The organism is Streptomyces sp. AcH 505 (assembly GCF_000818175.1).
Taxonomy (GTDB): Bacteria; Actinomycetota; Actinomycetes; order Streptomycetales; family Streptomycetaceae; genus Streptomyces.
In genome coordinates this window covers 935,326-947,423 of sequence record NZ_JTIY01000001.1, presented here as the reverse complement: position 1 = coordinate 947,423, position 12,098 = coordinate 935,326, and the positions used below count along the sequence as shown (strand labels likewise).

At 70.3% G+C, this 12,098-nt stretch carries 12 protein-coding genes; 6 read left to right on the top strand and 6 right to left on the bottom strand.

Translation table 11 applies throughout. The features are described from left to right. Window positions 1-37 precede the first annotated feature (37 nt). Together HY68_RS04305 and HY68_RS04300 are read left to right on the top strand one after the other, a co-directional pair. Window positions 38-829: a carbohydrate ABC transporter permease gene (locus HY68_RS04305; protein ID WP_241778735.1), complete on the top strand. Its 792-nt coding sequence runs from the start codon at window positions 38-40 to the stop codon at window positions 827-829. Window positions 830-838: 9 nt separating this feature from the next. Continuing rightward, a complete protein-coding gene (locus HY68_RS04300; RefSeq protein WP_041984574.1) occupies window positions 839-2,377 on the top strand; it encodes a glycoside hydrolase family 3 protein in 1,539 nt (512 codons plus the stop codon). Between the two features lie 108 nt (window positions 2,378-2,485). Here HY68_RS04300 and nagB read toward each other — a convergent pair whose 3' ends face one another. Then, complete coding sequence (nagB, locus tag HY68_RS04295; RefSeq protein WP_041984571.1) at window positions 2,486-3,271, bottom strand: glucosamine-6-phosphate deaminase; 786 nt, start codon at window positions 3,269-3,271, stop codon at window positions 2,486-2,488. 195 nt (window positions 3,272-3,466) lie between these two features. On the opposite strand from nagB, the gene HY68_RS04290 reads away from it, so the two are divergent. Both HY68_RS04290 and HY68_RS04285 read left to right on the top strand, forming a co-directional pair. Then, window positions 3,467-4,519 (top strand): SIS domain-containing protein, encoded by a 1,053-nt coding sequence (locus HY68_RS04290; RefSeq protein WP_041984568.1) that lies wholly within the window; start codon window positions 3,467-3,469, stop codon window positions 4,517-4,519. 311 nt (window positions 4,520-4,830) lie between these two features. After that, a complete protein-coding gene (locus tag HY68_RS04285; protein ID WP_041984565.1) occupies window positions 4,831-6,327 on the top strand; it encodes a PAS domain-containing sensor histidine kinase in 1,497 nt (498 codons plus the stop codon). A 208-nt stretch (window positions 6,328-6,535) separates the two neighbouring features. Here the strand turns inward: HY68_RS04285 and HY68_RS04280 are convergent, their stop codons facing one another. Continuing rightward, window positions 6,536-6,793, bottom strand: coding sequence for a WhiB family transcriptional regulator (locus HY68_RS04280; RefSeq protein ID WP_004937597.1), 258 nt, complete (start codon window positions 6,791-6,793; stop codon window positions 6,536-6,538). Between the two features lie 316 nt (window positions 6,794-7,109). Next, window positions 7,110-8,078, bottom strand: coding sequence for a diacylglycerol kinase family protein (locus HY68_RS04275; RefSeq protein ID WP_041984558.1), 969 nt, complete (start codon window positions 8,076-8,078; stop codon window positions 7,110-7,112). Between the two features lie 70 nt (window positions 8,079-8,148). On the opposite strand from HY68_RS04275, the gene HY68_RS04270 reads away from it, so the two are divergent. Continuing rightward, window positions 8,149-8,601, top strand: coding sequence for a hypothetical protein (locus HY68_RS04270; RefSeq protein WP_041984554.1), 453 nt, complete (start codon window positions 8,149-8,151; stop codon window positions 8,599-8,601). A 93-nt stretch (window positions 8,602-8,694) separates the two neighbouring features. Here the strand turns inward: HY68_RS04270 and HY68_RS04265 are convergent, their stop codons facing one another. The 3 genes from HY68_RS04265 to HY68_RS40360 form a co-directional block, all read right to left on the bottom strand. Continuing rightward, window positions 8,695-9,588 (bottom strand): RNA polymerase sigma factor SigF, encoded by an 894-nt coding sequence (locus HY68_RS04265; protein WP_041984550.1) that lies wholly within the window; start codon window positions 9,586-9,588, stop codon window positions 8,695-8,697. 80 nt (window positions 9,589-9,668) lie between these two features. After that, window positions 9,669-10,082, bottom strand: a complete 414-nt coding sequence (locus tag HY68_RS04260; protein ID WP_041984546.1) for an anti-sigma regulatory factor — start codon at window positions 10,080-10,082, stop codon at window positions 9,669-9,671. Between the two features lie 241 nt (window positions 10,083-10,323). Further along, complete coding sequence (locus tag HY68_RS40360) at window positions 10,324-10,584, bottom strand: UBP-type zinc finger domain-containing protein (RefSeq protein WP_078863418.1); 261 nt, start codon at window positions 10,582-10,584, stop codon at window positions 10,324-10,326. A 36-nt stretch (window positions 10,585-10,620) separates the two neighbouring features. Here HY68_RS40360 and HY68_RS04255 point away from each other — a divergent pair. Further along, the coding region (locus tag HY68_RS04255; protein ID WP_041984543.1) for a Na+/H+ antiporter at window positions 10,621-12,098 on the top strand (1,478 nt) is incomplete at its 3' end.

The following is a 12,098-nucleotide window of genomic DNA, read 5'->3' as shown; positions in this document are numbered from 1 at the left end:
CAAGCGCTCCCGCAAGAGGGGCAAGCTCGGCTGGAACATCGTCGGGCTGCTGGTCTTCGTCGCCATCGGCTTCCCCGTCTACTGGATGCTGAACACGGCGTTCAAGCCGGCCAAGGAAGCGATCGACCCGAACCCGCACTTCTTCCCCCGGACCTTCACCCTGGCCAACTTCCAGCGCGCGCTGGACATCGCCGACTTCTGGGGCCCGGTCACCCGCTCGCTGATCGTCTCGGCCGCCGCCGTCCTCATCGCGATCGTGGTCGGACTGCTCGCGGCGCTCGCCATCTCCCGGTTCGCCTTCCGCGGCCGCAAGATCGTGATCGTCGGCATCCTCGCCGTCCAGATGGTCCCGCTGGTCGCCATGATCATCCCGGTCTTCCTGCTGCTGAACGACCTCAAGCAGTACGACAAGCTCAGCGGGCTCGTCCTCACCTATCTGACGCTGACCCTGCCCTTCACGGTGTGGACGCTGCGCGGGTTCATCGTCAACATCCCCAAGGAGCTGGAAGAAGCGGCGATGGTCGACGGGTGCAGCCGCACCGGCGCCTTCGTCCGCGTGGTCTTCCCGCTGCTCGCCCCCGGCCTGGTCGCCACCTCCGTCTACGGCTTCATCCAGGCGTGGAACGAGTACCTCTACGCCCTGATGCTGATGAGCCAGCAGAACCAGACGGCGACCGTATGGCTGTCCAACTTCTCCACCAAGCACGGAACCGAGTTCGCACCGATGATGGCCGGCTCCACGATGATGGCTGTGCCCATCGTGGTCCTCTTCCTCATCGTCCAGCGCAAGATGGCCGCAGGTCTGACGGCCGGCGCGGTGAAGGGATAACGCCGACCCATGACCACCATCACCACCAGTACGGACACGCTGACGCGTGACGCGCTCGCGGTCCTGCAGCCCGGCTTCGTCGGCACCACGGTCCCCGACTGGGTGCTGCGCCGCATCGGCGAAGGACTCTCCTCGGTCGCCCTGTTCGGCCGCAACGTCGCCGAGGCGGAGCAACTGGCCGCGCTCACCGCCCGGCTGCGCGCCGAGCGCCCCGACGTCCTGGTCGCCATCGACGAGGAGGGCGGCGACGTCACCCGGCTCGAAGTGCGCACCGGCTCGTCCTTCCCCGGCAACTACGCCCTCGGCTCCGTCGACGACACCGACCTCACCCGGGACGTGGCGCGCGAACTCGGCCGCAGGCTCGCCGAGTGCGGGGTCAACTTCAACTGGGCGCCCTCCGCCGACGTCAACTCCAACCGCGACAACCCCGTCATCGGCGTACGGTCCTTCGGGGCCGACCCCGCGCTGGTGGCCCGGCACACCGCCGCCTACGTGGAGGGCCTGCAGTCCGCCGGGGTCGCCGCCTGCACCAAGCACTTCCCCGGACACGGCGACACCGCGGTCGACTCGCACCACGCGATGCCCAGGGTCGACGTGGACTTGGACACAGTGCACGCCCGTGACCTGCTGCCTTTCCGCGCGGCCATCGCGGCGGGTTCCAAATCGGTGATGAGCGCGCATATCCTGCTGCCCGCGCTCGACCCGCACCACCCGGCGACACTGAGCCCGCGGATCCTCACCGGTCTGCTGCGCGGCGAACTCGGGTTCGAGGGTCTGATCGTCACCGACGGCATCGAGATGCAGGCCGTCGCCTCGGCGTACGGAATCGAGCGCGGCTCCGTCCTCGCTGTCGCCGCGGGCGCCGACGCCATCTGTGTCGGCGGCGGGCTGGCGGACGAGGGCACCGTACTGCGGCTGCGCGACGCCCTGGTCGCCGCGGTACGGAACGGCGAACTGCCCGAGGAGCGACTGGCCGACGCGGCCGCGCGGGTGCGCGACCTCGCCGACTGGACTCATCGGGTGAGGGGGGCTTCGGGGCCGGGCGCGGCTGCACAGGAGGGGACCGCGCCCGGCGCCGTGAAGAGCGCGCCGGTCGGTCTGGTCGCCGCCCGCCGCGCGGTACGCGTGAGCGGTGAGGTCACCCCGCTCACGTCGGCGCCGTACGTCGCCGCCTTCACTCCCGTCGCGAACATCGCCGTGGGCAACGACACCCCGTGGGGCGTCGGGGCCGAGCTGGCGCGGCTGCTGCCCGGCACGGAGACCGGCTCGTACACCGCCGGTGACGACGGGGCGCGGGCCGTGGCCGCCCAGGTGGTCGAAGCGGCGGGCGACCGTACCGTGGTCGCCGTCGTACGGGACGTCCACCGGCACGCCTGGATGGCGGAGGCGCTGGACGCGCTGCTCGCGGTCCGGCCGGGGACGGTCGTGGTCGAGATGGGCGTCAACGAGGCGGAGCCCAGGGGAGCGGTGCACATCGCCACCCACGGGGCCGCCCGGGTCTGCGGCGAGGCCGCCGCCGAGGTCATCACCGGTCGTACGGCGGGCTGAACCGGCTCCGTGGTGGCGGGCTGAACCGTCTTCCCCGCCACCACGGGAACACGAAAGCGCCGGGCGGCCCTCGCGGGTCGCCCGGCGCTTTCGCGTGTCCTCACGGGGTCAGAGGCCCTGCCAGTCCGGCTTGGAGGCGTAGGTGGCGCGGAAGTAGTCGGCCAGCTTCAGCTTGGACGCCGCCGCCTCGTCCACCACGACCGTGGCGTGCGGGTGCAGTTGCAGCGCGGAGGCCGGCACCAGCGCGGCCACCGGGCCCTCGACGGCCTGCGCCACGGCCTCGGCCTTGGACTCGCCGGTCGCGAGGAGCACCAGGTGGCGCGCCTCCAGGATGGTCCCGATGCCCTGGGTGATGACGTGGTGCGGCACCTGGTCGATGTCGTTGTCGAAGAAGCGCGCGTTGTCCACCCGGGTCTGCTCGGTCAGCGTCTTGATCCGGGTGCGTGAGGCGAGCGACGAGCACGGTTCGTTGAAGCCGATGTGCCCGTCGGTGCCTATGCCGAGCAGTTGGAGGTCCACCCCGCCGGCCTCGGCGAGCGCCTTGTCGTACACCTCGCAGGCGGCCTGCACGTCGTCGGCCCCGCCGTCCGGGCCCATGAAGGACTTCTCGGAGAGCCCCAGCGGCGCCACGACCTCGCGCAGCACCACCGAGCGGTACGACTCGGGGTGGCCGGCGGGCAGTCCGACGTACTCGTCGAGCTGCGCGATCCGGGCGTCCGAGACATCCACGGCCCCCGCGCGGCGCTGGGCCGCCAGCGCCAGATACACGGGCAGCGGGGTCGAGCCCGTGGCGACCCCGATCAGCGCGTCGCGCTTGCGCCGCAGCAGGCGGGCGATGCTGTCCGCGACGATCTCGCCGCCTGCCGCGGCGTCCTGGACGATGACAACTTCCACGCTGGCCCTGCCGATCTGGGGGAGTGACGATGTCCGAAGTGTGGTATAGACCAATCTAGCAGAGCAGTCAGCCCTGGTTGAAGGGGCCCTGACCAGGGGATCGGGCCTCCCCGGCTGGCGGCGCCGTACCCGCCCATGGTCGACTGGACAGGTTGCGGGAAGGCGTACGAACCCCGCCGTACGGAGGCAGAGACGATGTCGGAGAGCGAGCAGCCCGGGCTGATCATGGCGGGCGAGATGGCGGAGCAGCCGGCGGTGCTGCGCCGCATCCTGCGGGACGGCGCCCCGGGTGTCCGGGAGGTGGCGGCGGCGATCCGCGAGCGACGGCCACGTTTCGTACTGCTCTCGGCGCGCGGCACGTCCGACCATGCGGCGCTCTACGCGAAGTACCTGCTGGAGATCCGGCGCGGCATGCCGTGCGGCCTGGCCTCCATGTCCACCATCACGGCGTACGGCGCCCGCCCCGACCTCACCGACGTGCTGGTGATCACCGTCAGCCAGTCGGGCGGCTCGCCCGACCTGGTGACCTCCACCCAGGCGGCCAGGGACGCGGGCGCGATCACCCTCGCCGTGACCAACAGCCCGGACTCGCCGCTGGCCGCCGTGTCCGAGTTCCACATCGACGTCCTGGCGGGGCCCGAGAAGGCGCTGCCCGCCACGAAGACGTACACGGCGACCCTGCTGGCGCTCTACCTCTTCGTCGAGGGCCTGGGCGGCGGTGACGGGGTCGCGGCGGCCGTCCTGCCGGACCTCGCCGAGGAGATCCTCAGCCGCAGGGCCGAGGTGCGGACGCTGGCCTCCCGCTACCGCTTCGCCGACCGGATGGTCCTCACCTCCCGCGGCTACGGCTACCCGACGGCCAAGGAGGCGGCGCTGAAGCTCATGGAGACGAGCTACATCCCCGCGCTCGCCTACTCGGGCGCCGACCTGCTGCACGGCCCCCTCGCGATGGTCGACAACATCTCGCCGGTGATCGCCGTCGTACCCGACGGCAAGGGCGGTGAGGTGCTGCGCCCCGTCCTCGACCGGCTGCGCGGCCGGGGCGCCGACCTGGTGGTCATCGGCCCGAAGTGGGAGGTCGAGACGGCGTCCGCCGGATTCGTCCTGCCGACGGACGGCGTCGCCGAGGAGGTGCAGCCGGTCCTGGAGATCCTGCCGCTGCAACTGCTGGCGTACGAGGTCACCATCGCCCGGGGCCAGGACCCGGACGCCCCGCGCGCCCTGGCGAAGGTCACCGAGACCCGCTGAGGCGGCCCTGAAGCGGCTGTCACCGGATCGCAGGGCCCGCGAAAACACCCGCGGGCCGCGGCGCCGGGACGGGACCCTCAGCCCGTCCGGCACCGCAGCCCGGAGTTACTACGGCCGGACGGGTGTGCGGTCCCGTACGGCCGTGGAAGAGGCAGCGGCGCGGTCAGGGCAGAGGGCGCCGGATGCCTCGGTCCCGCCTTCCTGTGCGGGGAAGGCGGAAGCTTTACCCGTTCATTGTGGACTAGACCATTCTGTGCTGTCCATCCGTAGGGGCGGGTCAATTCCACGGGTACGCTCGCTGTGTGCCCTCCATGAACGACCTCGTACGCCAGCACACCGCCCTGAGCGAGTCCGATCTCGAGTGGCTCCATCTGCTGGTCTCCGAGTGGCAGCTGCTCTCCGACCTGTCCTTCGCCGACCTGGTGCTGTGGGTCCCCACCCGCGACGGCACCCGCTACGTGTCCGTCGCACAGATGCGCCCCAACACCGGACCCACGTCCTACCAGGACGACATGGTCGGCCATCTCATCCCGCGCGGCCGGCGCCCGCTGCTCGACGCGGCCCTCGACGAGGGGCGCATCGTCAGGGAGGGCGACCCCGAGTGGCGCGAGGAGGTGCCGGTACGGGTCGAGTCCATTCCCGTACGGCGCGACGGCCGGGTGCTCGGCGTGATCGCGCGCAACACCAACCTGCTCACCGTCCGCACGCCGAGCCGGCTGGAGCTCACGTATCTCCAGTCCGCCTCCGACCTGGCGCAGATGATCGCCGCCGGCTCGTTCCCCTACCCGGGCGAACAGGTCGACATGGACGCGTCCCCGCGCGTCGGTGACGGGCTGATCCGGCTCGACGCCGACGGGGTCGTCCAGTACGCGAGCCCCAACGCCCTCTCCGCCTACCACCGGCTGGGGCTCGCCTCCGACCTCGTCGGCCAGCACCTGGGCCGGGCCACCGACGAACTCGCGCCCGCGCGTGGCCCGGTGGACGAGGCGCTGGTCAAACTGGCCAGCGGGTACGCCCCCAAGGAGACCGAGGTGGAGAGCGCCGTCGGGGTCATCCAGCTCCGGGCCATCCCGCTCAAACCCAAGGGCACCCGCATCGGTTCACTGGTGCTGCTGCGTGACGTCACGGAACTCCGGCGCCGCGAGCGTGAATTGATAACGAAGGACGCGACCATCCGGGAGATTCACCACCGGGTGAAGAACAATCTCCAGACGGTGGCGGCGCTGCTCAGGCTCCAGTCCCGGCGGATGGACTCCGAGCAGGGCAGGGAAGCGCTCAACGAGGCGGTACGGCGCGTCGGTTCGATCGCGATCGTGCATGAGACGCTTTCACAGAATCTTGACGAGCGGGTGGAATTCGACGAGATCGCCGACCGGGTTCTCGCAATGGTTTCCGAAATTTCACCCGGCAAGGTCGTCTGCCGACGGTCCGGCAGGTTCGGGATTCTCGACGCCGAAGTGGCCACGCCGCTTTCCATGGTGCTGACGGAAATTCTGCAGAACGCCCTTGAACACGCTTTCGCCCCCGCGGACCAGGGCCGGGTCGACGTCTCCGTGATCCGCTCGGGTGAGACGCCGGGCAAACAGCGGAGCGAGGGCGCCCGTTCGGACGCCCGGCTGCTGATCACCGTCCAGGACGACGGCCGTGGGCTGCCCGAGGGGTTCGACCCGCAGCGGGCGGGCAACCTCGGGCTGCAGATCGTACGGACGCTGGTGGAGGGCGAGTTGGGCGGCAGCTTCGACATGGTGCCGGCCCCGGAGTGCGGCACCCAGGTGGTGCTGGACATCCCCGTCGAGCCGCAGAAGTGACGTACGGCTGAGGTGCCGCACCGCTGACGCGGGATCAGACCTGAAGGGAAGCGCACAGCAGCGAGCCCCGAACCGTGGTAACGGTTCGGGGCTCGGCTCGAAGCTCATTTGCTATGCGCATCGGTGGGGGTACTGCGCGCTGCGGTTCGGGGGCGGGACTATGCGTACACGCTGTACGCTCCGCCTGCTGAGGCTCGTGCGGGGTGGATCAGGCGGTCGCGTTACGCGCCCGGTTGCGAGCGGCACGGCGCTTCATCGCGCGGCGCTCGTCCTCGCTGAGGCCACCCCAGACGCCCGAGTCCTGGCCGGACTCAAGCGCCCACTGCAGGCACTGCTCCATGACGGGGCAGCGACGGCAGACGGCCTTGGCTTCCTCGATCTGCAGCAGCGCAGGACCGGTGTTGCCGATGGGGAAGAACAGCTCGGGGTCTTCCTCGCGGCAAACGGCGTTGTGACGCCAGTCCATGGCTGCTACCTCTCTGGGTGTGTCATTCATGTTGCTTGTGAATGTGAACGCTTTCACGAATCCCTCAACAAGGGAAGGGCCGACCGTCAGGCGGACTGACGTCGTCCTTGGGATGAGGAGGGGTTCTGGTTCTCAGGGAGGCCGGTGTTGCGGGCCGTCCCGATCGCCATGTAGAGATTCGCAAACCTCGGCGGCGGATACAACCCCTTCCGGAAACTTTTTTTTGATTCCTCGGTGTCGACTAGGTCACAGCCGTACTTCCATGGGGTGGATGCCAGCCTAAACGTTCGAGTGGAAGGAGTTTGGCCCCTTCCACTCACACAATCACACGCAGTGCACGGCGTACGCCTGTGAACGTCACGCTCGTTCGCAGTCCCAGGTGGTCGCCGTCCAGTTGGAAGGGCAGGGGGACCTTTGAATGCAAGGTGAAGTCCGTCAGGTCGTGCAGGGCGACGGCATGCTTCCCATGAAGGCCCTTTTCGGGCGTCGAAGTGAGCAGCTGAGTCGCGTATCTGGCGACCGCCGCCGACGACAGCCGGCTCAGTCCGATCACGTCCAGAGCCGTGTCGAAAGAGGCGCCGGGGGAGCCGTACACCGGACGATTCCCCAGGTAGGTCCAGGGGCCCGTGTTACAGACTATGGACAGCACGAGGTCGGTCACCGGGTCGGCGCCGGGCCGCTCCAGGGTGATCATCCCCTGTCTGCGGTGCGGCTCTTCGAGGAACTGGCGTATCACCTGGCGCACGTAAAGGGCGTGCGTCGAACGCTTCCCGCGCTCCCGCTGCTGTTCGACCCGGCCGACGACCCCGGCCACGAGTCCGAATCCGGCGCAGAACGTGAACCAGCGCGACGGCACCCCTTCGTCGTCCGTCCCTGGAGTGCCCGCGGCGAGCCCCAGACCGACCGTACGGCCGCTGCCGTCCCGCAGGGCGTCCAAGATCGCTCCGGTGGCCTCCACGGCGTCGTTGGGGATGCCGAGCGCCCGTGCGAAGACATTGGTGGAGCCGCCGGGCACGACGGCCAGCCGGGGCAGCCGGTCCGGATCGGGGCCGTTGTGCAGCAGCCCGTTCACGACCTCGTTGACCGTGCCGTCCCCGCCGAGGGCGACGACCAGCTCGATGTCCTCGGACTCGGCCGCCTTCCTGCCGAGGTCGCGCGCGTGTCCGCGGTACTCCGTCGTGACGGCCTCCAGCTTCATCTCGCTGGCGAGTGCGTGGATCAGAACGTCACGTGTCCGGGCACTGGTGGTGGTTGCTGCCGGATTGACCACGAGGAGTGCGCGCATGCCTGGAAGATTACCGGCCGGTGACCCCGGGGGCCGATCCCGGCCCGTGGGCGGCGGCTACGCTGCTCGGGTGAGCAGCAGTGAGAAGAGGACCCCCGAACCCGCAGCCGACGCCGTCCGAGGACCGCGTCCCGCGCGGCTCGCCGTCGCGGCCGCCGTGTGCCTGGCCGAGGCCTTGGCGCTGCTGGCCGGCGGGGTGTATCTGCTGGTCGAAGCGGTGAGCGGAGACCCGGACAGTCCGCAGCAGGCGGTGACGCTCGGGGTGACCGTGCTCGTCCTCGGCGCCATTCCGCTGATCGCGGCACGCGGTCTGTGGCTGCGCCGCCGGTGGAGCCGGGGCCCCGCGATGATCACGCAGATCATGGCGCTGCCCGCCGCCTGGGCGCTGCTGACGGCGTCCGGGGCGCTGGTGCCGGCCGGCATCGCGCTCGCGGTGGTCGCCGTGGCCGGGCTCGTGGCCCTGGTCAACCCGACGACCACCGAGGCGCTCGGCATCCGGGGCCCGGCAGGCGACGACGCCTGACGCACGGGCCCCGACCTGCCCCGTCGTCCCGCCCCGGTGATTCCCCGACGGACATTGCCCGACGGACATTCCCCGAGGGTCACTCCCCGACGGTCACTCCTCGACGAGCAGCCGCTCACGCAGCTGCGCCAGCGTGCGGGCCAGCAGCCGTGACACGTGCATCTGGGAGATGCCGACCTCCTGCGCGATCTGCGACTGGGTCATGTTGCCGAAGAAGCGCAGCAGCAGGATCCGCTTCTCGCGCGGCGGCAGATCCTCCAACAGCGGCTTCAGCGACTCCCGGTACTCGACGCCCTCCAGGGCCTCGTCCTCGGAACCGAGGGTGTCGGCGACGGCCGGCGACTCGTCGTCCGTGTCCGGCACGTCGAGCGACAGCGTCGAGTACGCGTTCGCGGACTCCAGCCCCTCCAGGACCTCCTCCTCGGAGATCCCCAGCCGCTCGGCCAGTTCGTGGACCGTGGGCGAGCGGCCGTGCTGCTGGGACAGCTCGGCCGTCGCGGTCGTCAGCGACAGCCGCAGCTCCTGGAGGCGGCGGGGTACCCGTACCGCCCAGCCCTTGTCGCGGAAGTGCCGCTTGATCTCGCCGACGACCGTCGGGGTCGCGTACGTCGAGAACTCGACACCGCGGTCCGGGTCGAACCGGTCGACCGACTTGATCAGGCCGATCGTCGCCACCTGGGTCAGATCGTCCAGCGGCTCACCGCGGTTGCGGAAGCGCCTGGCCAGATGCTCGACCAGCGGCAGATGCATCCGCACCAGCCTGTTGCGCAGATCCGCCTTCTCGGACGAACCGTCAGGCAGCTCGCGCAGCTCGATGAACATCGCCCGCGCCCCGCTGCGGTCATGTGGATCGTGGTGTTGCTCGCTCATAAAGGCCGCCCGCTCCGCCCGCGCCTGCTCCGCCGCCGTCCCGCCGTCCGGTCCGTCAGATCCGTCCACCGGGTGGGGGCGGGCCTGTTGCTCCGGGACACCCGCAGGAGTGAGCACCCGCTCGACGGAGCCTTCGTGCCCTCCCCCAGGACCCCGGGGGACGCGCCCCTCGTCCTGCACCGGCCTTCCCCCGTCCCTCACGCCGGACCGGGTCCGGCGCCGCGCTGTTTGTACAGGCTGATGGCGACCGTACGGTCCTCTGCCACCGTCGAGTCGACCTTGCCGGCCAGCGCCGAGAGCACCGTCCACGCGAACGTGTCACGCTCCGGCGCGCGCCCGTCGGTGGTCGGGGCCGAGACGGTGACCTCCAGCGAATCCTCGATCAGCCGGAAGACGCAGCTGAGGACGGAGCCGGGCACGGCCTGCTGAAGCAGGATCGCGCAGGCCTCGTCGACGGCGATGCGCAGGTCCTCGATCTCGTCGAGGGTGAAGTCCAAGCGCGCCGCGAGGCCGGCCGTGGCCGTACGCAGCACGGACAGGTAGGCACCCGCAGCGGGCAGCCGGACTTCCACGAAGTCCTGGGTCCCGGGCTCGCCTGCGATCTGGGACACCCTCACCTCCAAGGTGGCACAAGCTTTCAGGGCTCAGGACCGGGAGAGGTCCGGAGCCTTGCGGTACGTGGTCGGCACGCAGCCGGTCTGGACTGGCGACGCTATCGCGATCCATAGTGCCCTGTCGCCGGACCCTCTCCGCACGGCTGTCACCGATGGTAAGTCCATGCGCACGCAAAGTCGCTTGAGGTGTGGACCGGCCAATGCGGAATAACCGGCGGAGGGTTGACGTACCCAGACGTCAGACGATCGAACCGTCGACAAAGCACCAGCGCCAGCTCTCGCCCGGCTCGAAGGACCGCATCACCGCATGACCCGTGTCCTTGAAATGCCGCGTCCCGTGGCGGTACGGAGAGGAGTCGCAGCAGCCCACATGGCCGCAGACCAGGCACATCCGTAGCTGTACGGGGTGGGTACCGGCTGCCAGACACTCCAGACACGTGTCACTCTGCGGTTCGGGCTCGGGGCGCGGCAGATCCGCGACGTGTTCGCACTCGCTCATGATGACCAAGGTTACGACGCATGTGAGGACACCCGGATGGATGTATTGCAGCTGGTCGCACTGGTGGCGGGCAGCGCCGCCGTGGCCGGGGCCGCCCGGCGCACGCCGGTGCCCGCGCCGCTGCTGCTCGTGACGGTCGGGCTGATCGCCGCGTACGTGCCCGGCGTACCCGACTACACGCTCGACCCGCACATCGTGCTGCCGCTGATCCTGCCGCCGCTGCTGTACACGGCTTCGGTGGACAGCTCGTACCTCGACCTGCGGGCCAACATGCGGCCCGTCGCGCTGCTCTCGGTCGGCTACGTGCTCTTCGCGACGCTCGTCGTCGGTTATCTCGCCTTCCTGCTGGTGCCGGACCTGCCGCTGACCGCCGCGCTGGTGCTGGGCGCCGTCGTCGCGCCGCCCGACGCGGTCGCCGCCACCGCCATCGCCAGGAAGCTCGGGCTGCCGGGCCGGGTCACCACGATCCTGCAGGGCGAGTCGCTGGTGAACGACGCGACCGCGATCACCGCGTTCAAGGTGGCGCTGGCCGCCGCCGTCGGCGCCGGGGCCGGCTGGGGCGAGGGGTTCCGCGAGTTCGCGCTGGCCTCGCTGGGCGGTGTGGCCGTCGGGCTCATCCTGATGGTGCCGATCCACTGGCTGCGCACCCACCTCAAGGAAGCGCTGCTGCAGAACACGCTCTCGCTGCTCATCCCGTTCGTCGCCTACGCGCTCGCGGAGCAGTTCGGCGCCTCCGGGGTGCTGGCCGTCGTCGTGGTCGCCCTCTATCTCGGACACCGCTCCTGGCAGGTCGACTTCGACACCCGGCTCCAGGAGCACGCCGTCTGGAAGATGGTCGCCTTCGTGCTGGAGTCGGCGGTCTTCGCGCTGATCGGGCTCCAACTGCCGTTCGTGCTCAGGGGACTCGGCGAGTACGGGGTCGCCGAGTCGTGCCTGTACGCCGTCGGCGTCTTCGTGGTCGTCGTCCTCGCCCGGTTCGTCTGGGTCTACCCGGCGACCTTCCTGCCGCGCGCGCTGTCCCGGCGGATCAGGGAGCGCGAGACGGACACCAACTGGAAGGCGCCGCTCATCGTGGGCTGGGCCGGGATGCGCGGGGTGGTGTCGCTCGCGATCGCCTTCTCCATCCCGCTGTCCATGGACGACGGCGACCCCTTCCCGGGGCGCAACCTGGTGCTGTTCCTGACCTTCACGACCGTCATCGGCACGCTCGTCGTCCAGGGGCTCACCCTGCCGCTGCTGATCCGGCTGCTGAAGCTGCCGGGGCGCGACAGACAGGCCGAGACGCTCGCCGAGGCGCAGGCGCAGAGCGAGGCGTCACGGGCCGCCGAGCGTCGGCTGCGCGAGCTGCTGGCCGACGACCGCAACGCCCTGCCGAAGCCCCTGGCCGACCGGCTGCGGGCGGTCCTGGAGCGGCGCCGCAACGCCGTCTGGGAACGGCTCGGCACGGTCAACGAGACGACGGGGGAGTCGGCGGACGAGACGTACCGGCGGCTCGCGGGCGAGGTGCTGCAGAC